This is a genomic window from Methylobacterium sp. J-059, from assembly GCF_022829485.1.
Classification (GTDB): domain Bacteria; phylum Pseudomonadota; class Alphaproteobacteria; order Rhizobiales; family Beijerinckiaceae; genus Methylobacterium.
Map to the genome: position 1 here is coordinate 33,961 of NZ_JAKSYA010000158.1, position 25,628 is coordinate 59,588.

At 60.8% G+C, this 25,628-nt stretch carries 27 protein-coding genes; 10 read left to right on the top strand and 17 right to left on the bottom strand.

Going from position 1 to position 25,628, the window contains the following annotated elements:
- Nucleotides 1-31: 31 nt before the first annotated feature.
- From MKK55_RS23795 to MKK55_RS23815, 5 genes are all read right to left on the bottom strand, one after another.
- Nucleotides 32-922, bottom strand: coding sequence for a metal-dependent phosphohydrolase (locus MKK55_RS23795; RefSeq protein WP_243937944.1), 891 nt, complete (start codon nt 920-922; stop codon nt 32-34).
- Nucleotides 923-990: 68 nt separating this feature from the next.
- Nucleotides 991-2,001 carry a hypothetical protein gene (locus MKK55_RS23800; RefSeq protein WP_243937946.1) on the bottom strand — a complete coding sequence of 337 codons (1,011 nt, stop codon included), beginning with the start codon at nt 1,999-2,001 and terminating at the stop codon, nt 991-993.
- Nucleotides 1,977-2,348, bottom strand: a complete 372-nt coding sequence (locus tag MKK55_RS23805) for a hypothetical protein (protein ID WP_243937948.1) — start codon at nt 2,346-2,348, stop codon at nt 1,977-1,979. The genes MKK55_RS23800 and MKK55_RS23805 overlap by 25 nt, the downstream gene beginning before the upstream one ends.
- The gene (locus MKK55_RS23810) at nt 2,345-3,874 is read right to left on the bottom strand and encodes a DEAD/DEAH box helicase (RefSeq protein WP_243937950.1); all 1,530 of its coding nucleotides are present in this window, start codon (nt 3,872-3,874) and stop codon (nt 2,345-2,347) included. Before MKK55_RS23810 ends, MKK55_RS23805 begins: the two co-directional genes overlap by 4 nt.
- 604 nt (nt 3,875-4,478) lie before the next feature.
- Complete coding sequence (locus tag MKK55_RS23815) at nt 4,479-4,616, bottom strand: hypothetical protein (RefSeq protein ID WP_187275488.1); 138 nt, start codon at nt 4,614-4,616, stop codon at nt 4,479-4,481.
- A gap of 114 nt (nt 4,617-4,730) precedes the next feature.
- Here MKK55_RS23815 and MKK55_RS23820 point away from each other — a divergent pair, with 114 nt between their 5' ends.
- From MKK55_RS23820 to MKK55_RS23835, 4 genes are all read left to right on the top strand, one after another.
- On the top strand, nt 4,731-5,816 hold the full coding sequence (locus tag MKK55_RS23820; RefSeq protein WP_243937952.1) for a site-specific integrase: 1,086 nt from the start codon (nt 4,731-4,733) through the stop codon (nt 5,814-5,816).
- A 251-nt stretch (nt 5,817-6,067) separates the two neighbouring features.
- The gene (locus tag MKK55_RS23825) at nt 6,068-6,232 is read left to right on the top strand and encodes a hypothetical protein (RefSeq protein ID WP_187276161.1); all 165 of its coding nucleotides are present in this window, start codon (nt 6,068-6,070) and stop codon (nt 6,230-6,232) included.
- 172 nt (nt 6,233-6,404) lie between these two features.
- On the top strand, nt 6,405-7,169 hold the full coding sequence (locus tag MKK55_RS23830; protein WP_243937954.1) for a hemerythrin domain-containing protein: 765 nt from the start codon (nt 6,405-6,407) through the stop codon (nt 7,167-7,169).
- Between the two features lie 34 nt (nt 7,170-7,203).
- Nucleotides 7,204-8,079 carry a DUF4336 domain-containing protein gene (locus MKK55_RS23835; RefSeq protein ID WP_243937956.1) on the top strand — a complete coding sequence of 292 codons (876 nt, stop codon included), beginning with the start codon at nt 7,204-7,206 and terminating at the stop codon, nt 8,077-8,079.
- 22 nt (nt 8,080-8,101) lie between these two features.
- On the opposite strand, the gene MKK55_RS23840 is transcribed toward MKK55_RS23835, so the two are convergent.
- Nucleotides 8,102-8,752 (bottom strand): hypothetical protein, encoded by a 651-nt coding sequence (locus tag MKK55_RS23840; RefSeq protein WP_243937958.1) that lies wholly within the window; start codon nt 8,750-8,752, stop codon nt 8,102-8,104.
- Between the two features lie 652 nt (nt 8,753-9,404).
- Between MKK55_RS23840 and MKK55_RS23845 the strand changes: the two genes are divergently transcribed.
- On the top strand, nt 9,405-10,337 hold the full coding sequence (locus tag MKK55_RS23845; RefSeq protein WP_243937960.1) for an STM4504/CBY_0614 family protein: 933 nt from the start codon (nt 9,405-9,407) through the stop codon (nt 10,335-10,337).
- A gap of 287 nt (nt 10,338-10,624) precedes the next feature.
- Nucleotides 10,625-11,431 (top strand): hypothetical protein, encoded by an 807-nt coding sequence (locus MKK55_RS23850; RefSeq protein ID WP_243937962.1) that lies wholly within the window; start codon nt 10,625-10,627, stop codon nt 11,429-11,431.
- A gap of 805 nt (nt 11,432-12,236) precedes the next feature.
- Here the strand turns inward: MKK55_RS23850 and MKK55_RS23855 are convergent.
- The 3 genes from MKK55_RS23855 to MKK55_RS23865 all read right to left on the bottom strand — a co-directional run bounded on the left by MKK55_RS23855 (nt 12,237) and on the right by MKK55_RS23865 (nt 14,981).
- Nucleotides 12,237-13,391, bottom strand: a complete 1,155-nt coding sequence (locus MKK55_RS23855) for a hypothetical protein (protein WP_243937963.1) — start codon at nt 13,389-13,391, stop codon at nt 12,237-12,239.
- Between the two features lie 208 nt (nt 13,392-13,599).
- The gene (locus tag MKK55_RS23860; RefSeq protein WP_243937964.1) at nt 13,600-14,211 is read right to left on the bottom strand and encodes a hypothetical protein; all 612 of its coding nucleotides are present in this window, start codon (nt 14,209-14,211) and stop codon (nt 13,600-13,602) included.
- Between the two features lie 149 nt (nt 14,212-14,360).
- The gene (locus tag MKK55_RS23865) at nt 14,361-14,981 is read right to left on the bottom strand and encodes a hypothetical protein (RefSeq protein WP_243937965.1); all 621 of its coding nucleotides are present in this window, start codon (nt 14,979-14,981) and stop codon (nt 14,361-14,363) included.
- A gap of 250 nt (nt 14,982-15,231) precedes the next feature.
- On the opposite strand from MKK55_RS23865, the gene MKK55_RS23870 reads away from it, so the two are divergent.
- Together MKK55_RS23870 and MKK55_RS23875 are read left to right on the top strand one after the other, a co-directional pair.
- Nucleotides 15,232-15,372 carry a hypothetical protein gene (locus tag MKK55_RS23870; RefSeq protein ID WP_187276105.1) on the top strand — a complete coding sequence of 47 codons (141 nt, stop codon included), beginning with the start codon at nt 15,232-15,234 and terminating at the stop codon, nt 15,370-15,372.
- A 69-nt stretch (nt 15,373-15,441) separates the two neighbouring features.
- Nucleotides 15,442-17,388, top strand: coding sequence for an ATP-dependent nuclease (locus MKK55_RS23875; RefSeq protein WP_243937966.1), 1,947 nt, complete (start codon nt 15,442-15,444; stop codon nt 17,386-17,388).
- A 35-nt stretch (nt 17,389-17,423) separates the two neighbouring features.
- Here the strand turns inward: MKK55_RS23875 and MKK55_RS23880 are convergent, their stop codons facing one another.
- Complete coding sequence (locus MKK55_RS23880; protein WP_243937967.1) at nt 17,424-18,596, bottom strand: helix-turn-helix domain-containing protein; 1,173 nt, start codon at nt 18,594-18,596, stop codon at nt 17,424-17,426.
- 161 nt (nt 18,597-18,757) lie between these two features.
- Between MKK55_RS23880 and MKK55_RS23885 the strand changes: the two genes are divergently transcribed.
- Entirely contained in the window at nt 18,758-19,366 is a 609-nt protein-coding gene (locus tag MKK55_RS23885) for a plasmid pRiA4b ORF-3 family protein (protein ID WP_243937968.1), read from the top strand.
- A gap of 48 nt (nt 19,367-19,414) precedes the next feature.
- Here the strand turns inward: MKK55_RS23885 and MKK55_RS23890 are convergent, their stop codons facing one another.
- Nucleotides 19,415-19,657: a DUF6894 family protein gene (locus MKK55_RS23890; RefSeq protein WP_243937969.1), complete on the bottom strand. Its 243-nt coding sequence runs from the start codon at nt 19,655-19,657 to the stop codon at nt 19,415-19,417.
- 231 nt (nt 19,658-19,888) lie between these two features.
- On the opposite strand from MKK55_RS23890, the gene MKK55_RS23895 reads away from it, so the two are divergent.
- Nucleotides 19,889-20,248 (top strand): hypothetical protein, encoded by a 360-nt coding sequence (locus tag MKK55_RS23895; RefSeq protein WP_243937970.1) that lies wholly within the window; start codon nt 19,889-19,891, stop codon nt 20,246-20,248.
- Nucleotides 20,249-20,577: 329 nt separating this feature from the next.
- On the opposite strand, the gene MKK55_RS23900 is transcribed toward MKK55_RS23895, so the two are convergent.
- The 6 genes from MKK55_RS23900 to MKK55_RS23925 form a co-directional block, all read right to left on the bottom strand.
- The gene (locus tag MKK55_RS23900) at nt 20,578-20,769 is read right to left on the bottom strand and encodes a hypothetical protein (RefSeq protein ID WP_243937971.1); all 192 of its coding nucleotides are present in this window, start codon (nt 20,767-20,769) and stop codon (nt 20,578-20,580) included.
- A 59-nt stretch (nt 20,770-20,828) separates the two neighbouring features.
- Nucleotides 20,829-21,458: a recombinase family protein gene (locus MKK55_RS23905; protein ID WP_243937972.1), complete on the bottom strand. Its 630-nt coding sequence runs from the start codon at nt 21,456-21,458 to the stop codon at nt 20,829-20,831.
- Between the two features lie 204 nt (nt 21,459-21,662).
- The gene (locus MKK55_RS23910) at nt 21,663-22,295 is read right to left on the bottom strand and encodes a hypothetical protein (protein WP_243937973.1); all 633 of its coding nucleotides are present in this window, start codon (nt 22,293-22,295) and stop codon (nt 21,663-21,665) included.
- 460 nt (nt 22,296-22,755) lie between these two features.
- On the bottom strand, nt 22,756-24,195 hold the full coding sequence (gene lpdA / locus MKK55_RS23915) for a dihydrolipoyl dehydrogenase (RefSeq protein WP_147844476.1): 1,440 nt from the start codon (nt 24,193-24,195) through the stop codon (nt 22,756-22,758).
- Between the two features lie 140 nt (nt 24,196-24,335).
- Entirely contained in the window at nt 24,336-25,229 is an 894-nt protein-coding gene (locus MKK55_RS23920) for a phytoene/squalene synthase family protein (RefSeq protein WP_187274720.1), read from the bottom strand.
- Nucleotides 25,226-25,603: an Mth938-like domain-containing protein gene (locus MKK55_RS23925; protein ID WP_147727774.1), complete on the bottom strand. Its 378-nt coding sequence runs from the start codon at nt 25,601-25,603 to the stop codon at nt 25,226-25,228. The genes MKK55_RS23920 and MKK55_RS23925 overlap by 4 nt, the downstream gene beginning before the upstream one ends.
- Nucleotides 25,604-25,628: the final 25 nt, after the last annotated feature.

Below are 25,628 nucleotides of genomic sequence, written 5' to 3' on the forward strand. Positions count from 1 at the left end.
ACGAGAACACACCAGATCGGTTAAGGTTCGGTCAAGGGGTCGCGGAAGGGGGCGGAGACGGGGCCGGCTCGCCCGAGCCGGGATGCGGCCCCATCCGCCGGCGGTCGTGCTCGATCGCGAAGACGTGGGCGTAGAGGTTGGCGACCCAGCGCCGGCCTTCCACGGTGAGGTCGAGGGCGCGGATCGCGTCGCCGATCACCGGCTCGACCTTGCCCCAGAAGAAGCTCGGGTAGCGCTCGGCCAGATCCGCCGGGTCGACGTAGCCGAGCGGCTCGCACAGGCCCGCCTCCTTCAGCTCGTGGAACAGCGCGTTGAGCTTGCGCGGGTAGAGCGGATCGCCGAGCTGGCCGATGAGGTCGGCCGCGCGCATCAGCCCGGCCTCCGTCGCGGTCTCGGCGTGGTCGCCGTCGTCGGGCACGGGGAAGCGCGTCAGCTCGATGGCGCGGGCCACACGGCCGGCGTCGACGAACTCGTGGTCGGAAAAGCGCTCCCACACCGCGATCTTCGAGCGCTCGACGTGGTGCGCCGTGAGCCCGGCATCGGACGCCCCGCGCGGCAGCCCGACGGTGGTGCCGTCGCGGTCGATCACGAACCGGGTGCGCGTGTCGCCGGCGCAGACGCCGCGGACGTAGCCGATGTCGTGGTAGAGCGCGGCCAGGATCGCGTGCAGCCAGTCGCGCGGCGACACCCCCTGCGCCACGAAGCGCCCGCGCAGGATGTCCTGGGCGACCAGCGTCACCAGGGTGGTGTGGTAGGCGTCGTGATAGAGCGCATCGCTCTGCACGATCCGCTCGATCGTCAGCCGCGCCGATTCCTCGATCACCTCGACATAGCCCGGCTCCCGGCTGCCGAAGGTGCGCCGATAGACCAGGGCGAGGTGCTCGCCGAGGGCGTTGGCGAGGAGCTTTGTGGCGTCGAGCATATGATTGTCCGCTAGCGACCTATAGTGCCATTAAACCGTTCACCTATCTGTTTTTGGGATGATGCGTTTTAAGCAGACCCGCTCTGCAATGCATTATTCGTGGTTCGTGACGGGATAGTATCACGCAAAGCCTGCCCCGGACGCTGGAGCCAATCCGAAAACTCACTGACGGTAAGCTTACCAATCTTGATTCTGACGAAGGCCTCTGCGAGATCCTCGGCGTTAACTACACACAAATCGGGGCAATTTGTAATATTTCGGATAACGTCAGGACTAATATAGGGCTGGCAGACCGTCACCTTGAACGATTGGTGAAATCCATTAACAGAGGCCTTACGCAAAATATCGGTCGCGTCATTAAAAGTGACGGAATCACCTACTACTTTCGATTTACATTCAATCGATACTGTGTTTCCTGGCAAGGATTCTATGATGAAATCCGGGAAAGATTGTGCGGCACCATCATCCTTATGAGAAATTGCTATATTTAGGCATGCAGAGACTTCTTCTAAAGATGATTCAAATTCCTTTTCTCTTGATCGATAGTATTTCTGCACGATGGATTTGCATTCGGCAGGCAACCTTTTGATCTGCGACTCGACTAAGCGCGTGCGTTCTTCAACTCTCCAGTCCCTAACTGCAGCCTGGAGTTTTTGAGCAAGCCGAGTTGTTTGCATGGATGGCGGGCCCAACGTAGCCATTAAAGATGGAAACCGACCAGTATCCAAAATTGCATCTGGGGCACCGAATCCACTACTGCGAAGACTCATCATTTGCGTTCGTGCCAGCACCGGCTGGGAGCCGTCTTCCAAAGTTGACATCCAGACAATATCATCTGGGAGACCCACGTCGAGTCGAGCCGCAATGCGACGAATGCTGCCGATCAAAGCTATGATGTTCGCCTTGGAAGCTGGATCGAAACTAGTAGGAAGAAACTCAGTATCTTGCGGCGCGGTAATAGAAAATAAAATATCTGCAAGGCCTCTCAAAATATTTGCGGCCTCCGAGAACATTGATAGAAGAGTGCCGCTTCTAACATTTAAAGCGCCCTCAATTACTCGAATATTTTCGCCTGACATCCAACGCGTTGCAAGAACCGCAGCATTAATTGAGTCGTTTGAAGCGGCAAAAACATATAAGTTTTTGTACGAGATTGCGGGCCGGTTAGCGGTGGAGTCAAAAGTTGATAAGGAAGAAAACGCTTTGCCCCTAAATCTTTGCCGGCATACTCAGAGGAACTGTAGGCCGCATGAACCATTGTAAAAGCGAAATCATCACAATCTGCATCAGATTGAGCACATTGATGCAAAAGCGCTACGAGAGCCCCTGAATTTCTAGAAACGTAGCCTATGAGTTCGTCGGCGCTGATAGGTAGCAGGCCTGATCGCGCGACGGCTCGGCCACCTTGTGTTACGGTAAGCTTCACGAAACAAACCTCCACGCCTTGAGATTCTTTAATGCGCTATCGATTCCGGCTTTCCAAAGCTCTGGCTGACGTGCGTTAATTTCGAGCTCGCGATCTGCGCTGAAAGTACTCTGAAGAAAATCAAATAACGACAAATCAGAGTTTGCGACGCCTGAAGCAAGAAGTTGGAGAGAAAGTTGCGGGAAAGCTGTAACTGTAATACGAGGAGGCGGTGTCTCAAGTCTCCACCACTCAAGGTAACGTGTTGCCGCCCGCATTTCCTGAGCATCTTCAGCGAAATATATAATACGGCCTGGCTTATCAACCATTGAAAGACGACCAGCTCTGCCTGCCATGTTGTGGAATTCACCTTGCGGGATTGGAATCCAAACTCGGTCGGTGGTATCCCAGCGCCTCCATTTGTGTATTATTACAGTTTTAAATGAGTAATTGAGTCCCGATGCTAGGGTTGTAGTTGCAAAAACGACTCTTAAGTTGCTATCGTCCAACTTTGTTTCAACTGCTATCCGTTCATCTTCATTCAAATCTGCGGTATGATACGCAAATCGATGAGGCAGATACTTCCCAAGTTCTTCAGCAGACGATGTCGGTTCACGGAAAAGTGGTAAGTCGTCATCGACCTTCGCGACCATTCGTGCAGCTTCAGCAGCCCAAGTTTCGGCAAGCTCGAATACTTGTTTTTTAGACATGCAAAATACAGCAATGGGCTCATGGTCTAAAGGATTTTTCAGCAACTCCTTGAGAGTTTCTATTGTTCCAGCAGTTTTAATAGGTCCATTTTGGGCTGGTGATTCCGCGTCAGTACTGGTTGTAAACGTGCCCCGAAGTGTTCGAAGTTCGTATATGAGAGGCACCTCTCTTCGTGTTGTTCGAATAAGTAACGTACCAAGCCAAGACGATAGAAGTTCGGCGTATTTTAGATCAAGCACCGCTGACAAGGCAACAATCTGTCCGACCCTATTGCGGAGTAATGTCAGAAGTATTTCAACCGTTTGACCGCGGTTCGAGTCACCGATCAGCTGAATTTCGTCGCAGACAAAGCAAATTTTTCTACGGCCGGTCTCTAGACCGCTACCGGAAACTATATTGAGATATTTCTCATAGGTGGCAACTATCACAGGCGCTGATAGAGCATCACTTGCAGGATCTCCGTTGCCGTCTACGACATCATCCCCAGTAGCCAGTACTACCTCATCCGGCGCCAGCATTAATAAGCTTGCAAAATACCCGCGGATCTCTTTGAATTTTCGGCGTGCGAGCGCTCGATGCGATGTAAGGAAAACGACTCTCGCGCCATCTGCAATGCCCTTCTCCAGCCATGACGCTGCTGCATATAAACCAACATCTGTCTTGCCGCTAGACGTGGGTGCAACAGCTAGTACGCTAGTTCCATTTGTGACGCCCGCCAGGAGTGCTTCGTATTGAATGTCTGTCAGTTCTATCTCGCCGCTTGTATTGCGGTATGTCAAATTACTTGCCAGATACGCCGCCGATAATCCATGGTTCGCTGGTAATCCGTTCTTCAACGCATCCTCCTGTTTCCACCAGAGTATGCGGCACGAAGCCATCGCGCAACCTGAAAGAAATAGGAATAGTATGATATTATAAGCTATAACACCTTTTTTAAATGTGGCATGAGTGCCCTCGATGTTTTCGGCACTGGCTCATCGGCTTTTGATGTGTGGTGGCATTCAAAGTGATGGCGGCCACTGAGTGAGTTGCGGCAAACCGGTCGATCTGCTTATAATCCTATAATTGGAGCAGAAACGGCTCAAACGGCGCCGGTGAGGCTTGGCATCGTGAGGTTGCCGATTAAGCGTCGCGTCATCAACCAAGTCCGTAAAGCTTTGTTCTACCAAAGCCAGGGTGCTACGAGCGCGGTGCAGGGCTTGTCGGCCGAGTTCAATCTACCTATCAGCTACGTAGCATTTGTGTGCTTATTGAAATTTTCTACGACTGACTGCCAATCGAGCCATAGTCTTTGATTGGCGAAAAAACCATAAGACTTGGGTCGGACGCGAATTATTCCTAGAGTAAAAGTCAATGCAGCATGATTAACTCATGATTACGGGATGCATCGACGGGCGCTTATGTTAGTTCCCTATTATTGTGAACAGACGTAATGTGAGCTTACGTATGGATCACCTTCCCATAAGCATCCAGCACGCTCTCATGCATCATCTCGGACAGCGTCGGGTGCGGGAAGACCGTGTGCATCAGGTCTTCCTCGGTGGTCTCGAGGTTCATGGCGACGACGTACAAAGCCATGCACTGATAGTGCCTTAGGGCACCACCCCGGTCTAGGGGGTAGGTAGGGGTAGGAGGCGACAGGATACCCTCGCGGAACTCGCTGGCACAATCTGGGCACAGTGAGTGAGACCCATGGCCACCATCAGGAAGCGGAACGACAAGTGGCACGTCCAGGTGAGGCGTAAGGGGTCCGCTACGATGACCCGGTCGTTTCTCACCAAGGCCGATGCTCAGACCTGGGCACGACAGACCGAGACCCAGGCAGACAGGAGGGGTCTCCCGGTTGGCCTCAGGACTCTCGACACCCTCACCGTGGGTGACATCATGGTGCGCTACCGAGACACCGTGACCCCTACCAAGAGGGGGGCCGTCCGGGAGGCAATGGCGGTGAAGGTGCTGCTCAAGCATGCCATCGCGAAGGTGCCCCTGAGCGCCCTCACGGTCGCCAAGGTGGCTGCCCACCGAGACCTCAGGCTCCGCACGGTGAAGCCCGCGAGCATCAACCGGGAACTGGCCCTCTACCGGCATGCCTTCGAGGTTGCTCGGAAGGTCTGGGACGTACCCCTCTCCGAGAACCCATTCGCCCTCGTAGTGAAGCCCAAGGTGCTCAATGCCCGGACTCGACGCTTGGAGGCCGGTGAGTGGGAGGTCTTGCGGGAGGGGTGCCGGCGATCTCGGAACCCGAACGTCCTGCCCATGGTCGAACTGGGCCTAGAGACCGCCATGAGGCGCGGAGAGGTCCTCCGAATGCAGTGGCAGGATATCGACTGGACCAAGCGCACCCTGCTCATCCCGACCGCGAAGAATGGCCACGCGCGGACCATACCGTTGACTGGGCGGGCCTTGGCGGTGCTCCGGGAGCGGATGGCGGTGGCGGCCTCGGGGGAGCTTCGGGTCTTTCCGACGACTGAGGACGCGGTGAAGACGGCGTGGCGGTGGGTGATGAAGCGGGCCCCCCTCCCCGACTTCCGGTACCACGACCTCCGGCACGAGGCTGTGAGCCGGTTCTTCGAGCTGAACCTGAGCATCCCTGAGGTCGCCCTCATCAGCGGCCACCGCGATACCCGGATGCTGATGCGGTATACCCACCTGAGGCCCGAGGCGTTGGCGGACAAACTGGCGAAGCTCGGGGCGCCTACGGTGGTTTCGGCGCCCGCACTCTTGCGGCGGTCACGATGGGCCCCTGAGCCGGCGAGCGCCAAGCGGCGAGGCAGGTGAGGCTCTGCGGTGGGAGGTCTAAGCCGAACGGCATCCCGCCCGGCCGCCGCACAGTAGTTGTCCCATGGTGCCAGTAACCCTCTGACGCTTTAAGCCCGCTCTATCGCCGCAGGGCCTTCTCCGAGTGGGATGTGCCATATATTGCCTTAATCGCCGGCCATCGAGCGGCGGCAATTGGCCAGCGCAGAATTATGATGCAGCACCACCATTCCCTCTCAGGCCCGGCATCGTTGACCGTATGGCCTGCCGACATGAGCACGAAGGCCACGGAGCCGAGGGAGCTACCCAGCCTCCAAGAGGCGCTGGATGAAGCCCTCAAGGCGCTCAACGACGGCACCGGGACGCCTTGGGTCACCACGAGCGACGGCCTCATCCTGTCGCCGGCCCATCTCAGGGGCATGCTGCATTCGGCTTGAAGTTCCGAATGGCCCTCACGGTAATGCGCTTTATTCCGCCGAGCCCTTCCCGGAAGTGCCTGCCATCCGCAAACGCCAGCGCAATTTTGGGAAAGTCCAGCCGCGAAGAACCACGCCGAGGAACAGCCAGAGAGCGAGACGGTTAGGAGGTACAACTTAGGGAGTACCGCTTATGGATGTCTGGCAGCTCATCGGACGCGACCACGCGAACATCGAGCATCTCATCCATGAGGCGCCGAGGGCCTTGAACGGACCCGGTGTCGTGCGAAGCCGCGAGACGCTCCTCGGTGAACTGATTGACGAGCTGGAGTCACACGCCTCGGCCATCGAATACAGCCTGTATGGCGCCCTCGCGCAGCGGCCTGAGACGAGCCAACTCGCCGCCGAGCTGTATGCCGGGCACAGGGAGTTCATGCGGCAGCTTAACGGGCTGACCCGGTATCGCCGGAAGGGCTCCGAAGGCTGGCTCGACACCTTCGAGGATGTGACCTTCCTCGTTGACCAGCACCTTCACCGGCTCAAGCGCGAACTGCTGCCCGCGGCTCAAAAGGTCCTCTCTGCGGACGAGGTCCGGGATGCGACCCGCGTATTCATCAGGGCCAAGACGCGGGTCATACAGGGGCGCCGTCCCACTCGATTTGGCGAGCTTGTGTCAAGTGAGATGGGACTTGGCGTTATCGTCGGCACTGCCGTAGCCGGCCTCGGGTACCTGCTCTGGCAGGGTGGGTACCTTGGCAGGTCTACCAGCCGCTCAAGGTCGAACGGTCGCTCAGCATCGAACGCGGGGCAGAGGGGCATCAACCCGGCCACGGCGTCCGTGCCAGCCGGCCACGACACGAGCAGCATCGGGAGGGATCGCCAGGAGCGGTTGCTCGATGATGGGCTTGAGGAGACTTTCCCCGCGAGCGATCCGATCTCGGCCCAGCGGTTCACCTGAGGTGAAGACGGAGAGCGGACAGGAGATTGGCGGCGTGACCGATCACATTAGCTACCCGCCGCTGAATACGCCGAAGCAGGTTGCCGAAGGTGTCTGGATCGTGGATGCGGAGCCGGTTCACCCGGGCCGCATTCCCTTACCCATTCGCATGACGGTGCTGCGGCTGGCTGGAGGCGGGCTACTGCTGCATTCGCCTGTTCCGTACCGCCCGAGCCTGCACCGCGCTCTGGAGGCGCTGGGCCGCGTCGAGCACTTTGTGGCCCCGAGCGTGGGCCATTGGATGTTCCTTCAAGACTGGCAGGCCGCTTGCCAGAACGCGATCACCTGGGCGGTCCCTGGGCTTAAGGACCGTGGGCAGGTTCGCCGCTCCGGGGTTCGGATCGACGCAGAGCTATCGAACAAGCCACCTCGCATATGGGCGGGCGAGATTGACCAAGTGCTGGTGAAAGGCCCTGTGTTCAAGGAGGTCTGCCTCTTCCACCGACCGAGCAGGACACTCCTCCTCACGGACCTCATCATCAACCTGGAAGGCGACCTCCTACCGGTTGGTCCTCGGACCCTCGCCCGCGTGCTCGGGATCGTCGCGCCGAACGGCAAGGCACCGCTCTACCTCCGCCTCCTCCTCCGCATGAACCATCGAGAGGTCGCACTCGCAGCTTGGAGGCTCGTGGCGTTCAACCCGGATCGGGTCATCTTCACGCATGGCCATTGGTTCAACCGCGACGCTACGAGCCAACTGCGGCGCTCGCTCTCGTGGCTTCTCGGCCCCGTCGAAGGCGAGCGGCGGCTTCCACAGTCGAGCATGCTCCCGGTCGCCCTGCCACGAACCTCTACAGTCCTTGCTGCCGCGGCGCTGCTGGGTCTCGTTGCGGTGGTGGCTTACCGTAGGCAGAGGCGGCCCGATGTCTGAGGCGGGAGCCCAGTGCTAAGGTCTACTTCGCCGCCGGGGCTCCTGGGTTTGCCTCAGGATCAATCTCCCGGTTCTGATTAACTGCGCCCTCGGTAGGCTCCTTTTGAGCGGCGACCTGCTGGCGCGTCACGCTAAGCAGCTTGTCGAGCTTTGCCAGCTCCCCGGTCTTCGCCGTGAGGTCCTCTGCAACCGAGGAAAGCTGGCCTTGCGTCTCCGCGAGCTTGCTACGGGTCGCCTCCAGCTCAGAGGCGCTAATCAGCTTCTCCGCGCTCAACTTCGTAACGGCATCTTGCATCTGGCCTCGCTCGGCGTGTGCGAGGGCTATGTCTCGCGCAGCTACCGCCAAGGCATCGCGCGACTGCTGAGCCCGGGCCTGGATAGCAACAAGCTGCTGCTCTTGGGCACTAACCATCTTGTCGGCCTCTTCCGCTCTTTGCTGCAACTCGCTGCGGCGAAGCTCCAAGGCGGCAAGCTCCTCCCTGGCCGTCACGAGCTTCTGAGTGGCCAGCTTGCCCTCCTGCTCGCTTGCTGCGGTTCTGGCCTGCAACTCGGTGAGAGTGCCTGCCGTCGCCTGTTGCTGGGCAAGCTGCCGCCGGAAGTCTTCTTGGGCTGTCACGAGCATGGTGATGTGCCGAGCATGCGCCCGACGCTCATTGCCCTGCTGGACGGCCATGATGATCCCGACAGCGAGCAAGGCAACGACAGCAATGGCCAATCCGAGCGGGACGGGCCGACGTAGCTCCGAGACGGTTCCAAGTGCCACAGGGCGACCTCACAGGCTGGCGGGTAGGCGAACCGTCAACGCGAGGATAGGGCGGGTGGGTCCGCCTTGGGCTGGGCCGTATGGGCGGCCTATGGCGGGCTTCGCCCATTGTAGGGCTCGCTGGTCGCTTGCGAGTTTTGCCCGGTCCTGGCGTGAGGAGACCCACTGGGATGCGGGAGGCAACGGGCTCTACGGTGTTCCTTATTGTCGCCCTCGCGCCGACCCTCGCGCTGGCCCGGCGGGTGATCGTTAAGGACGGGACCGCGGATGCGAGCTTGCAGGGTGCGGCGGCCTTCCTTGCGCTGTTCCCCGTGGTGGCCGTGGCGGTGTTCGCGATGGCTCGGTGGGTTGGATGGCGGGGGTAAGAGTAGAGGCCACGATGCTCTCACTGGTCACACGCGCCGGGGGGGGGGCGTCGGTCGGGACCAAGGGCAGAAGTTTAGCTTGAAGGTTCTCGCGGAGGAGTTAAGTCGGATCGAAGCCCCGAAGGCGGTGCGAGGCGAAGAATAGTTTGCCTCATGTGATATTACCATCTCGCGACGCTAATTCACAGGAGCGCAGAATGCTTCCGCCGACCTATTCTCGCCGCCGCAGATTGAGCGAAGCAAGCGACGTGGAGGTATATAAGTACGAATCAGTACCGAAAAAGGTAAAAGTTCAAACCGTACAAATCATTCGTGGCGCCATAGGGACATACTATCACAACGGAAACAATAGCTCCGCCGGTAAGCTGTACGAATATATTGCGCGTGAGATGCGAAAAGAGGTAGGAGTTCATGAGCTTACTGAACATGCGCGGAATGCAGATGATGAGTTTCTGAGATGGCTAGAATATACAAATGACGTAGAAGCGTGGCTGGACGGCGTAGAGTATTCAATGCGCGGAATAGATAGGCTGGTTAGAGGTAAGGAAGAGTACTATTTCGGCAGGCATTCAAGCCCCGACGAAGCAATCGCCGAGTTCAATGCGCGCATGCAAGAGGCGGCTATTGGTTATCAATATGTCTCAGGTGACATAGTGCGAATTGACTCCATGCACATGCACAAAGAGGTTGTACTGCCCGCATTAGGCTTGTTGAACCAAGAGCGATTTGCTGCGGCAGAACAGGAATACAGATCGGCACATCAGGCATTTCGCAATGGAGAACTAGAAGATTGTATTATCGACTGCGGGAAAGCCTTTGAAAGTGTACTTAAAGTAATAGGAGCTGCCCGTAGTTGGCCGATAGGGGCCAACGATACGGCCAGCAAATTGATCCAAGCTGCGGCTACGGCAGGATTCATTGCGCCATACGCTTCTACCAGCCTGAATCATCTTAAGGGCTTGCTGGAAAGTTCGACGCCGACCATCCGAAACAAGGAAGGTGGGCACGGCGCCGGCACTACTCCTCGGGTTATTGCGCCGGAACTGGCAGCACTTCAATTGCATCAGACCGCTGCCATGATCCTTTATCTGACACAGCGTGACGCTTCACTTCGAAGTGCGGGCGAATGACGCATCGGCGTGCCCAAAGCAGCGGTCGCAACGGCCTCACTCCTGGTCGCTTTGACGCCCACCCTTGCTCTCGCCCGGCAGGTGATCGTTGACGACGGTAAAGCGGGGCGGGACCTCCAGTGTGCGGCGGCCTTCCTCGCGCTGTTCCCCGTGGTGGCCGTTGCGGTCTTCGCGGTGGCTCATTGGATGAATTGGCGGGGTAGCTAGCGGTGAGTCGGCTCAAATCAGAACGCCACCATTGGTGGCCGGAATGCGTATCAAGCTTCTGGAAAGACGCTGACGGTTGCGTGAACTGGCTCGACCCGACCGGGCTTGTGCGCCGAGCGCCACCGAAAAATTTTGGAGTGATTGGTAACGGGCATCACATCAAGCTTGGGCGAAATCCGAACGAGTCAACGGCTTGGGATCAGTCCTTCGAGCCGGTATTCCAAAACGCCGACAGTAATTTCCCTTCTGTGATTGCCTGGCTAGACAGCCTTGAGCGGGAGCTGAAGCCTGCGACCTCGGCTGTTACAGAGCGGTTGATCGTTCAAGAATCGCCTGACAAAATGATAGAGAAGCTCGTTCAGGGGATAGTGTCACTCGCGGTGCGTAGCCCTATGAATCGAGAAGCCGCTGTAAGCGTAGCCGAGAGTCTGCGAGGTCCAATTAATGAACCAGAGAGAAGCACCCTGATAGGGATGAATATGCGCGACTCTTTTGACAGGGCAGTCAAATCTATCGGCACAAGCGGTAAGTTTGTAATTATGTACTCTGTCAGTCGAGAGTTTATATTTGGAGATGGCTTTTATCACAATATCGTCACACCGGCAGCCGCGCCTTCAAGTCCAAAGATACTTGTTGCATTAACCCCGAATATAAGCGTTTTATATGCGCGTCCTACGCAGTATAGCGTTAATCCGAAACTGAGGACCTTATCTTTGCATCCTTGCGAAACCACCTGCCTAAATGATTCAGTTCAAACATACGCGAAAACCGCTCTTTACTACCGCAGCCAAAAACCCGAGATCACGGAGGATTTCCGCGAAGCAAAGCATTTGAAATACAATTTTCTGCAAAATCCGATTGATGCTTTCATAGCGCAAATCTCATGAGCCTTGGCGGGAGCAATGGCCAAAGCCAGACATACGAAATGCCTAACCCTCGGCTACCATCTCGCCTGCCTACTGCTCCGGTACCATCCCGCTCAGGTCCACTCCGAACGCATGACCCACATGCGCGATGGTCCCCGCGCCCGCCTGTTGGTCCGTCTTAGGGCCGTTCAGCGCGGCGGAAGCCGCACGGTGCTTACAGCTTGCTCGAAAACAGCCACGCGCACCTTCGGGAGAGCTATCAGCAACCTGCCGGCTGCTTCTCGGCACGCAGACACAGTGCCCGTAAGCGACGCCTGCGGCCTAGACCCCCTCTTCTTCAATGCCTCTTCTGCACTCTTCAAGCTTCTCGGTGCTGCTGTACTCAAGGTGACCAAGAAGCAGGACGCCTCAAGTCGACTACCCCCTGTAGTCTACCTCTCACCGGGCAACTCTGAGCCGGCATCTAGCCCGTCACCGAGTTGGCATCGGGCCTCCCTCACTGCCAGGTCTTGATGCACCCATGATAGGTGCAGTCCTGCCCCCCCTTCCCTCTGAGGGGTACCTGATGCCCTTGCTCGGGGGTGCCACTGGGTACCGTGGGTGGCATGAGATCTCCCCTGGAGCACCCAAATGGGTCCGGTGGTGCAGAGCCGTAGACCCACTGCCGACATGGCTGTGCGATAGGACCGAATGGTTGCAATGACGGTGACATGAGGTCGGCGGCCGGAGGGGGGGCGAGTGAAGGGGACAATACCATCACCAGCTGCTTGGGAGGATCGAATGGCTCTACCTAATGACCCCCTGGTACCCTTTAGGTGGGAGGTAACTAGTAGAGCGATTTCAATGAGATAGGCAGGCGATGGCCGGCGACCGTCTCCGCCGCGTCGCTCATGATGCGAGCAACCTTGTCCGCCTTCGAGCGGGCGACCATCAGGCCATCGTGCATCGGTAGAGCCGTTATCTTCTGGTCCGCGAGTTCCAGTAGCGCCTTCACGATCACCTGGGACTCGGTGAACATCAAGCTAAGCCCGATGCCCGTCTCGAAGATCGGCGCCAAAGCTGGATGCGCAGCGAGGATCGCGGCCCGAAGCTGCGGCCCCGAGGTGCCTGGAGGAAGCTCGCCACTGGTGCCCCGTGGGACACGCGTGAGGGGGGTCCGCCGGAACAGCATCGCCAGTACCGCCTTCTTCACCCCCGCCCGCCACGGCGCCCCTGGGAGTCCGGGAAGGCCTGCGTAGAGGTCGCCGGGCGGCGGCGTGAGATTAGCGCGGAGGTACGCGAGCCGCACGAACATTGCGTCGAAGTCCAGGTCCGCAACCGGTTCTCCCTTGATGCGGATTCGGTGGCGTTGATCCTTAGCGAGTGTCTGCCACCAGCCCCCGAATAGGCGCCCCCCGAGGTCGAAGCGCTCGGTTCCCTCGGGATCATCAGGCTGGACGTTGAAATGCCGACGAAGGAACGGGAAGCTGGTCGGGCAAGGTTTGCCCTCGTGATCCTCCAAGCTGATGTCGGACGAAGCGAGGAAGGCGTTGATCGCCTTCATCTCCGCCCGGTACCGGTGGGTCTCGTCGGTGTCCGCGTAGTCTATCAGCTCGCGGCTTTCCTCTCGGCCGGCAAAGTCGCGCTCCACTTTGCCGAGATAGATGGTCTCGCGGCCGGGCTCCTGGCTGAAATGATGAAGCCCGATCTTAGTTTTGCGCAGAGTGGAAGCCCAGTTTTCGCTGATCGTTATCGAACTCGATGTCCCCTTACGGCTGGAGCGATGGAGTGAGAGCACCGAGTCGCCGTAGCTAGCTAAGAGTTCAACTACGCTCGGCATATTGCCGAAGCCTTTGCGGTCGTAACGCGTGTGCTTCTGCTTGGCCGCCCTCAGACTTACGCCAACGGTAGGGGGCTCCAAACCAAGCGCGACGGCGTATGCCAAGTTGGCGAAAACGGTCCTGGCGATAGCGTCGCGGCTTTGTCTGTCCTTCTCGCGCATGCGGCGGACACGAGGCGTTCCGACGTAGGTCCAATGGCCTATGATGTTGTCACCAACGGCCCGGACCGTGAGAAGACTACAGGTCAACCACGGATTGAACATATGCTCATGGCGAGCATTATGTGAGTCCCTTGACCCCTCTGCCGTATCACTCGCTTGCGAGACCACCGCGCCTACCGTCTCCACATTGGCGGCATCCTTCCGCCAGTCAGGCCGTAGCAGCATCGCTCCCTCCCTGTGTCGAGAGGGCGAGCGTAGATCTAAGGCTGAGGACGGCGGGCAGGTGTGCCTCGCGGACATGCTCGCACGCCTCCTCCAGCATCAGCCCGAGGTGCCGAAGCGCCAACCCGGCGGAACGAGGATAGCGGTCGTATCGGGACCCCGGCCCATAGACCACATGGGAGCCGCTCGCGAGTCGAAAGACTGCCTTGGCCGCCTGGACCCGCCGGTACTCTGTTGTCTCGCTGCCGGGGGAAACGGAGTCTTCCGCGATGGCGGCGCAGACCGCGAGGTAGTTCACTAGGAGCCGCCGTGGTGCGATCCCGGCCCGGCGCAGGCGAGCGAGGGAGGCACGCGCCTTTGCCGGTGGATCTAGCAGTTCGTTCACGTCCACGATCCGCTCCACGGGCCCAGAGTCCGCCATGAGGCAGTCCAGGGCGTGCATGGCCGCCACCACCCAAATGTCGTTCGGGTGAGTCTTGAGGAAACGCTCGGCGGCCTTGCGGTACGGGTCGAGGACGGCGGCGGGATATGTCTGCTTCCAGTGGCAGCCGTGTCGGTTGGCTCGTTGGCAGCATCGACGGCAGTAGAGAAGGGACAAGCCCTTCCCCGCTAAGGCAGCTGGTGGCCGTCCGCACCCCGCCGCAACGCAGACCTGGAGAGCGCCATCCGCCCGATAGGCCGTCCGCTCGCGGAGTGCGACCGTGCCCGGTCGGAGCCCCCGAGCGTTCGCTATTGCAGCGCGACGGTTCACGCGCGAACCACCGCCTGCCGATCCTCCTCCAGTCCGTCCATCGCCATGCGGAGGAGTTGCTTGGCGGCTTCCGTCTTGTCTCCTGGAGTGCCGGGGAAAAGTGCATCGGGTGCGTCCACCACGGAGATGATGATTTCGCCGTAGTTCTCGACCGTGTCGTTGGCGGTGCGCCGGTTGTTCCGTGAGAACACAATGTTCGCACACGTCAGATTGAGCGTGTCGCCGTCTGCATAACCAAAGTCTTCTTCGGACTCCGCTCCGGCGATCAGCCTGGAGAAGACCGTTCCCGCGCTCCGGGCCTTCCTCCCGAAGACCTTCACGTAACGCCGGCCGTTGGTGGCGTCCACGAAAACACTCTGCCCGCACACCACGATGAGCAACAGCATGGCATAGGCGCCTGGGTTGCAGCGGCACCGGAGAGCTTTACCATCCTTATCCTCTAGGTTGAACTCGATGACTGGGAGGCCGCCTGCCTCACCTTCGACGGCAATACGAGTGATCCCGCCGACCTCCGCCAGAAGCAGAAGCCGCAGTGTCTGAGCGGAGCACGGTTGAGTGAGGAACTGCCGCAAGCCAGCGAGAGCGACAGCGAGTTGGTCGGTCGAATGAGAGTTCATGGCGATCCTGACAGCGGGGGGAAGCTCCAGTTACGAGCCGATACATGGTGCTGAAATTTGGCATTTCAAGCGAAAATTGATGGGCGATAATTGCTGCTGAGTCGGCCTTTCGTGCGATCCCTGTCCAACTCACCGGAGTGGTCCTGCCGGTAATCCCTCAACCGGGGCAGACACCTCTGCGCCGAAGACCAGCCTGCTGCCCGCACTGGGCACGCCACGGCGGAGCTTTGCCCGAACCGCAGCCGAGCCTATGCAGCGTGAAGCCGACATCGCGGCCACCGATGCCGCGCACATGGACGCCACCGCCGCCTTCACCCTCGCAACCGGCATCAGCCTCGCGCTACACCTGTGGCGTGTGCGCATCGGCAGCTCAAAAGTGTTGGCTACCTAGGGTGATGCTCTAGGCGCTCGTTTAGGTTCAGATATGCTGCCGGCGCCACTCGAAGCCCGCCGCAGGCCCATGAAGATAAAGTCCGTTCGCATTCAGAATTTGCGGTCGCTAAGGGATCAGACCATCGGGCTAAGCGATTATACCTGCTTGGTCGGTGCCAATGGAGCGGGTAAATCGACTATCCTCTGCGCTCTTAATATATTTTTCCGAGAGACGGAAAATAGCGCAACAAGCCTGAGCCACCTCGATGCAGAGGACTTTTATCAAAAAGATACCTCCCAGCCCATCGAGATCACTGTAACCTTTGAAGCGCTCAACGAGGCGGCCCAGGCTGACTTCAAGGATTACTTTAGGCAAGGACAGTTGGTCATTACGGCCCGCGCCAACTACGATGCTACGGCGGGTCACGCGGTCGTAGTCCAGTATGGCAATCGGCTGGGCATGGAAGCCTTTGCTCCGTACTTCGAGCGAGCATCGGACGGCGCTAAGGCGTCAGAACTGAAAGAGATTTTCCTGCGCCTCCGGGGCGCCCACGATGGTGTGAAGGCCGCCACCTCGATGGCTGACATGGCCGCAGCTCTCCGCGAGTTCGAGACCGACCATCCTGACCTTTGCGTCCTTCTTCCGAGCGAGGATCAGTTCTACGGGGTGAGCCAAGCGGTGGGCCGGCTCAGAGCCTATGTGCAGTGGGTCTACATCCCGGCGGTGAAAGATGCCGCCGATGAGCAAGCCGAAGCGAAGAACACGGCATTCAGTCGGCTCTTGAGCCGGACAGTCCGGGCTCGCGTCAACTTCTCGGAGAAGATGAAGGGCCTTCGGGACGCCGCCGAAGCTCAGTACCGCGAGATGGTCGCTGCCGAGCAAGGCGCTCTCGATGAAATATCAGCGGCTCTCCAAGGGCGTTTGGCGGAGTGGTCGCACCCGGAGGCAACAGCGAAACTGCTTTGGCACCAAGACACCAAGACCTCCATTCGGCTTGAGGAGCCGTCCGCGAGACTGCTTGCAGGTGATGGCGAGTTCGAGGGCCAGATATCGCGCTTTGGGCACGGCTTGCAGCGCTCCTACATTATGGCGCTTCTGCAAGGCTTGGCGTCTAACGACGATGAACAAGGCCCGAAACTGATCCTCGGGTGCGAGGAGCCGGAGCTATATCAGCACCCGCCACAGGCTCGGCACCTAGCGTCGGTTCTGCAAAAGCTGAGCGACAGCAACTCACAGGTCATCATCACCACGCACAGCCCGTTCTTCATTGAGGGCCGTGGGTTCGACAGTGTGCGCCTTGTCCGCAAAGATCGGGCTCAACGCATGTCGCGCGTGACCAGTGCAAGACTTGAAGATGTAAGCCGGCGCTTGGCAGAGGTAACCGGGGAGCCATTGCTGGCGAGAGATGGAATCCTGGCGAAGCTGCATCAGGTCATGCAGCCAATGCTCAATGAAATGTTTTTCGCTCCCCGCATCGTTCTCGTCGAGGGCTTAGAGGACGTTGCCTACATCAACGCCTGGATGGTGCTCACGGAACGGTGGGATACTATGCGGAAGCATAGCTGCCATCTAGTCCCTGTTAACGGGAAGAGCGAGATCATTCAGCCGCTTATCGTGGCTGATGCGCTAGGCATCTCTGCGTTCGTCGTCTTTGATGGTGACGGAGACAAACTTGCCCATGTCAATCCAGATACTGCTAGGTCTAGGCGTATTGTACATGAGCGAGACAACCAAGCGCTCTTAGCTCTGTTAGGCGCTACAGGGTGGGCGCCATTCCCGACTGAGACCTATTGGCACAATCGGTTTGTGATGTGGCACACGGACTTGGCGAAGGTCGCGGAGACCGAGGTTGGTGCGGAGCGCTGGTCTCAGTCCGCAGAGGCTGCCAGCCGCCTGTATGGCAACGCTGGCGGCCTTAAGAAGAACTCCCTCCATGTAGCGGCGCGGCTCGATGCGCTCCACAAGGGCGAATGCCGACCGGCATGTTTGGAGCGGCTGTGCGACTCGATCTTGGAGTTCTGCACGGCTCACTAGATAGCTGCCGCCACGGGGGTCCGGGCAGTCACACTTTAGTACCGCTCGCCGGTGTACTTGCCGGCGGCGTTGAAGCTGAAGGATCGATCAAAGCCGAAGGCGTTCCATAGCCTATCGAAGACTGGCCGTAAGACCTCCTCATCAGTTTGTTGCGGGTCTGTGATGACGGCCTCGGGCAAAAGCAGCACATCGGTCCGCGTCGGCCGTTTTAGGTCGAAGGCCCGTCCAGAGCTGGAGAGATTGTGGCCGCGAACTCCGATGAGTGAGAGGAAGACGTAGAGCGGCAGCTCGACACCCTTCTTTGTCAGCTTCTCGCGATAGCTCTGCAAGGCCTGTAGAGCAGACCATTCAACTGTCGAGGCGGGGATGAAACATCCGTCTTCACCCTTGTGGCCTACGGTGGCAGCCCCCTCGATGATGCCGGAGCGGAAAAGCATCGCGTAGCCGTAGGTGCCGTCAGGGTCTTGCTCCTGGCCGGAGAACGTCGCGAAACCTTCCAGGGTATGGCGGGCATTGAAACTGCCGCCCGCGAGGCCGAAGGGAAAAATGAGGTCGTGGTTACGGTCTATCCCGACATCCCGCTTCGCCGCGAACGTCTCTAAGGGAACCACATGAAGGACGGCCTTGGCACCGCTTCGCAAACCTACGGGTCCTTCACCCGCTTCAATGATGCTCAGCCTTTCGTTCCTGAACCGGCGAATGCGATCATGTACACCCTCGGCGGACAGGAAGGCAGCCCGCAACTCTGTCACGTCCAAGGCGGTCTTCCCGGCGTTGGTCCGGCCGTAGAAGTGCCCGTGGTTGCGGAACGTCACCCGATGCGGCCCGAGGTAGCTGCGCGGGATTCTCACTAAAAGAAGACCCTTGCCGCTCGGCCCCGCTAGCCACCGTACCTCCACCCTCGGCAAGCGAGGCTCAAGGCCGGACCGTAGGCTGCCCTCCAGGCGCAACACCTCCGCATCCGGGTCCGCCAACTCGATGCCAGGAGCGCCCGTAGCCTCGCCCTGCGCCTCCGTGATGCCGAACACGATGTCGCCGCCGGCCGTGTTGGCGAGGGCGGAAACGTCCGCCAGGAACTCGCGCTTGTCGTCGTCCTTGCCGCCCACTAGGGCTTGCTTAAAGTCCAGCGTACGCCCTTCCCGGAGGCCCGCTTCCACCATCGCCTCTACATCGCTGAACGTCAGCGCGTCGATTGCCTGCGGGAGCATCGTGGCACCTGTGCGAATTGGGCGAGGGAGAGACGGGACACGCCCTCCTCTCCTGCTAAAGTAACCGCCTACTCAGGCCACCGCAAAGCGCTCGCGAAGCTAGCTCGGTTAACGCCCCCTCCGAGTGTTGCGCCTTGCCCGCCGAGCAGTAACCTTGCGGTATGCCTGAGCCGAGTCGCATCGCCCGCCTCCGCATCACCCTGGACGACACCGAGCCAACCATCTGGCGGACCGTCGAGGTGCCGCTCGCAGCTAGTCTCAAGCTCCTTCATGAGGTGATCCAGGCGGCGATGCCTTTCCAGAACTACCACCTCTTCCAGTTTCAGGAGGGGGCTGTTCGGTACGTCATCCCCGACCCTGAGTGGCATGACGGAAACACCCGCAGCGCGAAGTCCACCAAGCTCGGGGCGCTTGTGGATCGGGGCACCACCGCCTTCGCCTATACCTACGACTTCGGGGACAACTGGCAGCACACCATCACGGTCGAAGAGGTCGGCCCTGCTCACCCCGCAATCGCCTACCCGCGCTTTCTCGACGGGGCGAGACGGGCACCACCCGAGGACGTGGGCGGCACGATGGGCTTCGAGGAGTTCCTTGAGGCAGTCACCAAGCCTCGGCACCGTGAGCGCAAGCGGATGCTGGAGTGGTACGGCGGCCCGTTCGATCCTGATGGGCTGGACCGAGAGACCATTGAGGCCGGAGTGTCAAAGTTGGCCCGGCGACGTGCCATCGGGCAGGCAGCGTTCGTGAAGGGCCGAGGTCGGCCGTGAAGCCCCTTAGCGGATGAGGGCGAAGAGGGAAAGCGGGCGGTGAAGCCACTAAGCCGTTTCAAGCTCTTCGATAGCAAGCGTAAGCCGTGCCCGCATGATTATCGTTCCGGCCTGATCTCGAACGCTCGCCAAGAATATTTGACCGTCTGAGGTGGTGTCTAGTAGCTCAGAGAACCGCTTTAAAACATGACCCAACTTCTCTCGCGCTGCTCCTGCGTCTGGCAATTCAAAGCCTTTCTTGTCACGCACGAAATTAGTGCCGTCATGAAGGTCGATATAGAACAGCGGCATCTTAAGCGCCTAAGCCTGAGGATGGTAATAAGGCTAAGTACTGCCTGCGGGCTCGTTTTGCGATAGCGCCACGCTTGCATGTTGCATGCCGCCTACCCTTCATCCCGTCAGCCGGTCCCGCCCACCTTTCTCAGGATGTCCCGGCGCTGCGCTCTTGATCAAGGCGGTACCTGATGGCCCGACCGTTGCCTCCGCCTCAGTCTCGCCAAGGCAACCGGGCACCCTCCCCTCATGATAAAGACCTCCCGCATTCTCGGCTGGCTGCTCCTGGCGGGAGTTGTCTTCGCGACGCTCGCGCCCATTGGCCTCCGACCCATCAGCGATGCCCCGGTCTCCGTCGAGCGGTTTGGCGCCTACGCGGTGGTGAGCTTCTTGTTCGCCCTCGGATACCCGAACCGCCGTTGGCAGATCGTGGGAGGGCTGATCGCGCTTGCTGGTGCGATGGAAGCGATGCAGAACCTTGAGCTAACTCGGCATGGTCGCTTCGGGGACTTCGCCGTGAAGGCCACTGGGTGCTGGTTCGGGGTGATGGTTGCCGTCGTCCTCGCCTTCATCCCGGCGAGCATGGCAAAGGCCGAGGGACGCCTTTAAGCTCGTGCCACTGCGTCGCATCTCATCCCTCGATGAGAACAGGCTCATTCAACCCGACGCCCCTAGTCCACCGCTACCGCATCCGAAGAATGATCCCACTCAATGCGTGGGTGTCTGACTCGCGGGCGGGGCAAATGGATGACAACAAGGCCCGCGCTTCCAGCGGCCGCGACAAGCTCACAGCACCAGAACACCACGTCGAGCATGGTCGTTGCCCTTTTACAAGCTCCCAGAACATGCGTGGCCAAGCATGGTTAACATTTCGTTTCGGTGAGGGGGCGGCGTCAGCACAGCTTGCCCTCAGTCGCTGCCGCGAGTGGCTTTGACCGTTAGTCTTCCCAGAGCAGCCCATTCTCCTGAGCAAGGGCTGCCGCCTCGCCTCGTTTAGCGAGCGCCTGGATGGCATGATGCCGGCTCAGGGTGCGGAACAGCTCGCCAGCCCCGCACGGGCCCTGCCGGTCCATATAAGCCGCGAGGTTGGCATAGTGGCTGGCCATCAGCTCGTCGCCCGCTGCCGCCATGCGGAGCCCTGAAACCGCCAGTCTCGCGGCGGACCATGGTCTTTCTGGTGCGTCCATCCCTACGACCATCGTGCTATTGCAGCTTCCGAGTCTATAGGGTTGTCGCGGATGCGGTAGATTGTCTGCCGGGTAAGGCCGGTAACAGTCGCGATATCGCTCACGCCTTCACCCATGCTCAGAGCCTCCCTAACGGCATTGAACTGCGCCCGCGTGAAGCTGGGCTTACGGCCCCGGTAGGCGTCCTCGCGGCCCTTGGCGTGGTCGATGCCGGCCCTCTGCGCTTCCTTGCTAGCCTCCGCCTGGGCCTGCGCCGTGGCGGCCATGAAGCCGATGAGCGCATCCCGCACGGCTTGCTGCATCGGGTCCTTGGTGGCCCCGTCGAAGGTGAGGCCATTGACGACGGTGCGGACGATGACGCCCCGGCGCATCAGCTCCCGGATGGTGTCACACACGTCCGCGTAGTTGCGGCCCAGGCGGTCCACCCAGCGGACCACGAGGGTATCCCCGCGGCGGAGCATGTCGAAGAGCCTGCGGCCCTGCGGGCGGTCATTGAGGCTGGTGGTGAGGCCCGACACCCCCTCGTCCGCAACCACCTCGTCTACCTCGAAGCCGGCCGCCTCGGCCTGGATACGCTGGTGAGCGATGGTCTGGTCGGTGGTCGAGACGCGGGCGTAGAGGATGGTCTGCATGGGAGCGGCGTCCGTCCGAAAGGGAGGTGTCCGCAAGAATGGCTGTCCGTTGGGTGATGTCAACCCTTACGGACGGCCATTCGTACAGCCTCGGTGCCGTACGCTGCGGTATACCCTTTCGGACGATTGCTATGTCACGGCAACGTCCGTTGATGGTTGGTGACAAGAGGCAGGTGTTGAACGCGGCGCCCGTCCAGTCCGCCCTCAGTCATCTGCGTGTTGGTCCTCAATCATCTCAATGACAGAGTTAGTTTTGCCCAAGTCCGGATCGGCAACAGGCGTCCGGATATGCAGCAAATTTTCGATCAAGCGCAGAGTCGGATTGATGCCTATCACTGTGTCAACCGCAGGAACTAAGACAGCAGTGGGACTGTATGAAAAGCCACGTTTATCGTCGTCCATAATCAAGGGAAGCCACTTTTTGACTTCCTCATAGTTGGAGTAAAACTCAGCAATAGATATCACGATATCAGAAGGAAGCTCGCCCAGCCGCGAAGCAAGGCTTTTGTATAGAAGTGGTTCGGTAAGGCGAAAACGTTCCAGGAAGTGATGGTCAAAGCGTACTCCCGGGTATCGTTTGGTTCCAATCTCAACGTAAGCGTATGCTACTGCTCTGGCGACCGATGCGGCCTCCTTTCTGATGAGCAGCATTTCCCCGTACAGGGCTGCGGCGATTGACCGAACTTCCTGGGCTCGTTCCAGCGCGTCCCGTTTGCGGCTGAGATTGAAGTTCCAGAGGGCTCCCACAAGGATTGCTATGAGCCCAATCGATGAGCCCGTCAGCGTTCCTACGAAGGATGCGGGTCCGGGCGGTAATGCTCGCAGCCACTCCCACATGGTCCAAATCCCTACTGGTGCGGTTCAATGCCGAGGCCCGGCTCGTTCCGTGCGATCCTTGCAAGTTGGCAGCGAGCAAGTCGTCCACGCCCTTTGGGTTCATGGCCCCCGGGATAGGCAGGAGTAGGCAGGCCCACTCCGCGAAGGGGGTACGGGGGGAAATTCCGCCGCTGCGTGTCAGGTATGAGGTGTCGCGCGGGTGACCCCTAGGTTTCGGCCCGGGTCCCTTCCCCTACCCGGAGAGGCTGCGCACAGACCCACGATGCCGGGTGGTCTCACCCCTCAGGCCCCTACCTCGCGCACCCCTCGCTGCTGCCATCTCTGGCACAATCTGGGCACACTGAGTTGTGCCCGAGGCCCCTTCGACCCCCGACCCGAGGCTTGACCCCGAGCCTGCCCCCGGACTAGCCTCAGGGCCCTAACAGCCTGTTCCGAAGGAGCTTTTCGCCCCCTCACCAGCCTACGTATGGATCACCTTCCCATAAGCATCCAGCACGCTCTCGTGCATCATCTCGGAGAGCGTCGGGTGCGGGAAGACCGTGTGCATCAGGTCTTCCTCGGTGGTCTCGAGGTTCATGGCGACGACGTAGCCCTGGATCAGCTCGGTCACCTCGGCGCCGACCATGTGGGCGCCGAGCAGCTGGCCGGTGTTGGCGTCGAACACCGTCTTGATCAGCCCGTCCGGCTCACCGAGCGCGATCGCCTTGCCGTTGCCGGCGAAGGGGAAGCGGCCGACCTTGATCGCAAAACCCTGCTCCTTGGCCTTGGCTTCGGTGAGGCCGACGGAGGCGATCTGCGGCTGGCAGTAGGTGCAGCCGGGGATTTTTGCCTTGTCCATCGGGTGGGTGGGCAGGCCCTTGATCGTCTCGATGCAGATCACGCCCTCGTGCTCGGCCTTGTGGGCGAGCATCGGCGGGCCGGCGACGTCGCCGATGGCGTAGAGGCCGGGCACGTTGGTGCGGCCGAGCCCGTCGGTGACGACGATGCCGCGCTCGATCTTGACCCCGAGCTTCTCCAGCCCGATCCCCTCGATGTTGCCGACGACGCCCACCGCCGAGATCAGCTTCTCCGCCGTCAGCGTCTGCACCTTGCCGTCGGCGGCCTCGATGGTGGCGGTGATCGAATCCGCGCCCTTCTCGACCTTGGTCACCTTGGCGCCGGTCAGGATCTTGATGCCCTGCTTCTCGAAGCGCTTGCGGGCGATGGCGGCGATCTCCGGGTCTTCCACCGGCAGGATCTGCGGCAGGAGCTCCACCACCGTCACCTCGGCGCCCATGGTGCGGTAGAACGAGGCGAACTCGATGCCGATCGCGCCCGAGCCCATCACCAGGAGCGACTTCGGCATCGTCTCCGGCACCATCGCCTCGTAGTAGGTCCAGATCAGCTTCTTGTCGGGCTCGATGCCGGGGATCGCGCGCGGGCGCGCGCCGGTGGCGACGATGATGTGCTTGGCCGAATACGTCCCGGCCGCGAGCGCGCCCTTCGGCGCCGGCGCGCGGGCGGTCTCCTTGACCGTCACCTGCCCCGTGCCGTTGCCCTTGGCGACGCTGTCGACCGTGGCCTCGCCCCAGATCACGTCGACCTTGTTCTTCTTCAGGAGGTGGCCGACGCCGCCGTTCAGCTTCGACGAGACGCCGCGCGAGCGCTTCACGATCGCGCCCGTGTCGAACGAGACCTCCTTGGCGGAGAGCCCGTAATCGGAGGCGTGCTGCATGTAGTGGTAGATCTCGGCCGAGCGCAGCAGCGCCTTGGTCGGGATGCAGCCCCAGTTCAGGCAGATGCCGCCGAGGTGCTCCCGGTCCACCACCGCGGTCTTGAACCCGAGCTGCGCCGCACGGATCGCGGTGACGTAACCGCCGGGGCCGGCGCCGATGATGAGCACGTCGTAGCTGTCGGCCATGAGGGTCTGGTCTCTTCCCTGGAGCGTCTCGGAGGCGAGCGTAGACGAGGACGGCGCGGGCGCCAACGCGCGTCGCGTGCGGGCGGGTTACATCGCTCGCGCGTCCCTCCCCCGCTCAAGGGGGAAGGAAGACTGGCCCCCTACCCCGCCGCCCGCGACCCGCGCCACAGCCGCCACAGGCGGCGCCAGCGGGCGGTCTCGATCGGTGTGTTGAGCGGGTCGTAGCCCGGGCGCTCCATCGCGGCGAGGTAGCCGTCGACCAGGGCGAGCGGCAGGAAGGCGGCGCGCGCGGCCGGCGCGATCGTGTCCTTCGCCGCGGCGTAGGCGGCCAGGTGCCGTCGGGCGTCGGCGCGCAGGTCCGCGCAGGCGCCGCGCAGGCCCGGACCGCCGCGGCCGGTGACGATGTCCTCGCGGGTGACGCCGTGGCTGCGGAACACGTCGGCCGGCAGGTAGACCTGGCCCGCCCGCGCGTGCCACGGCATCGCCCGCAGCAGGCCGGTGATGCCGTAGGCGACGCCGGCATGACCGGCGGCGGCCGCCCCGCCCGGCTCGGTGCCGTCGCACAGGATCAGGCTCGCCAGCCGGAACAGGGCCGAGGCGGTCTCGCCGCAATAGCCTTCCAGGTCGTTCAGCCGGGGCATCGGGTCGTCGTAGAGGTCGAAGACGCGGGCGTCGATCAGATCGACGAAGGGCTGGCGCCCGAGGCGGCGCGCGACGATCACGTCGAGGAGCGCGGCGGCGACGGGATTGGCCTTCACGTCGCCGCGGGCCTCGCCCTGGAGCGCGTCGCGCCACCATTGCAGGCGGATCTCGCCGGCCATCGGGTTCGAGGCGGCCTCGCGCACCCGCGCGACCGTCAGGCTGAAGGCGTAAAGCGCGAACAGGTGCGGGCGGAAGGCCTGCGGCGCGAACAGCGTGGCGAAGTAGCGGTCGGGGTCGCCCGCGCGGACGAGGTCCTCGCAGTGGCGGAAGGCGAAGGCGAGGCCGCCTTTACCCTCTGCTTGGCTGTCCCCCTGCCCCGGCTCTGCGCTCACGCGACCGCGATCAGGGCCGCCGCCACCTTGCGGTTCTCCGCCACCAGGATGTTGTACGTGCGCGCCGCCGCGCCCGTCTGCATCACGTCGAGACCGATCCGGTTGTCCTTGAGCCATGCCCGAAGATCGGGTGGCAGCGGCACGATGTCGAGGCCCGTGCCGACGAGCAGCAGCTCGATCTCCGCCGATTCCGCCTGGACCGGGCGCAACGCGGTGCGGTCGATCGCCCTCCCCTCGGTCGTGGCCCAGGCGCGGATGCCCGACGGCAGCGCCAGGATCGAGCCGCGGTGCGACATCTCGCCGAAGCGGAAGCCGCCGTTGCCGTAGGCGTCGATCAGGTGGCGCCCGGGCAGGAAGCCGTCGAGCTCGGCCATGCGCTGTGCGTCCCCCGTCTCTCCG

Coding starts and splice junctions, on each gene's coding strand:
- MKK55_RS23885 (WP_243937968.1), top strand. CDS start 18,758: ATGCCTGAGCCGAGTCGCATCGCCCGCCTCCGCATCACCCTGGACGAC.
- MKK55_RS23795 (WP_243937944.1), bottom strand. CDS start 922: ATGCTCGACGCCACAAAGCTCCTCGCCAACGCCCTCGGCGAGCACCTC.
- MKK55_RS23895 (WP_243937970.1), top strand. CDS start 19,889: ATGATAAAGACCTCCCGCATTCTCGGCTGGCTGCTCCTGGCGGGAGTT.
- MKK55_RS23840 (WP_243937958.1), bottom strand. CDS start 8,752: ATGGCCGTCCAGCAGGGCAATGAGCGTCGGGCGCATGCTCGGCACATC.
- MKK55_RS23820 (WP_243937952.1), top strand. CDS start 4,731: ATGGCCACCATCAGGAAGCGGAACGACAAGTGGCACGTCCAGGTGAGG.
- MKK55_RS23865 (WP_243937965.1), bottom strand. CDS start 14,981: ATGAACTCTCATTCGACCGACCAACTCGCTGTCGCTCTCGCTGGCTTG.
- MKK55_RS23830 (WP_243937954.1), top strand. CDS start 6,405: ATGGATGTCTGGCAGCTCATCGGACGCGACCACGCGAACATCGAGCAT.
- MKK55_RS23925 (WP_147727774.1), bottom strand. CDS start 25,603: ATGGCCGAGCTCGACGGCTTCCTGCCCGGGCGCCACCTGATCGACGCC.
- MKK55_RS23880 (WP_243937967.1), bottom strand. CDS start 18,596: ATGCTCCCGCAGGCAATCGACGCGCTGACGTTCAGCGATGTAGAGGCG.
- MKK55_RS23900 (WP_243937971.1), bottom strand. CDS start 20,769: ATGGCGGCAGCGGGCGACGAGCTGATGGCCAGCCACTATGCCAACCTC.
- MKK55_RS23855 (WP_243937963.1), bottom strand. CDS start 13,391: ATGCGCGAGAAGGACAGACAAAGCCGCGACGCTATCGCCAGGACCGTT.
- MKK55_RS23875 (WP_243937966.1), top strand. CDS start 15,442: ATGAAGATAAAGTCCGTTCGCATTCAGAATTTGCGGTCGCTAAGGGAT.
- MKK55_RS23845 (WP_243937960.1), top strand. CDS start 9,405: ATGCTTCCGCCGACCTATTCTCGCCGCCGCAGATTGAGCGAAGCAAGC.
- MKK55_RS23870 (WP_187276105.1), top strand. CDS start 15,232: ATGCAGCGTGAAGCCGACATCGCGGCCACCGATGCCGCGCACATGGAC.
- MKK55_RS23815 (WP_187275488.1), bottom strand. CDS start 4,616: ATGGCTTTGTACGTCGTCGCCATGAACCTCGAGACCACCGAGGAAGAC.
- MKK55_RS23825 (WP_187276161.1), top strand. CDS start 6,068: ATGAGCACGAAGGCCACGGAGCCGAGGGAGCTACCCAGCCTCCAAGAG.
- lpdA (WP_147844476.1), bottom strand. CDS start 24,195: ATGGCCGACAGCTACGACGTGCTCATCATCGGCGCCGGCCCCGGCGGT.
- MKK55_RS23890 (WP_243937969.1), bottom strand. CDS start 19,657: ATGCCGCTGTTCTATATCGACCTTCATGACGGCACTAATTTCGTGCGT.
- MKK55_RS23910 (WP_243937973.1), bottom strand. CDS start 22,295: ATGTGGGAGTGGCTGCGAGCATTACCGCCCGGACCCGCATCCTTCGTA.
- MKK55_RS23905 (WP_243937972.1), bottom strand. CDS start 21,458: ATGCAGACCATCCTCTACGCCCGCGTCTCGACCACCGACCAGACCATC.
- MKK55_RS23800 (WP_243937946.1), bottom strand. CDS start 2,001: ATGTCAGGCGAAAATATTCGAGTAATTGAGGGCGCTTTAAATGTTAGA.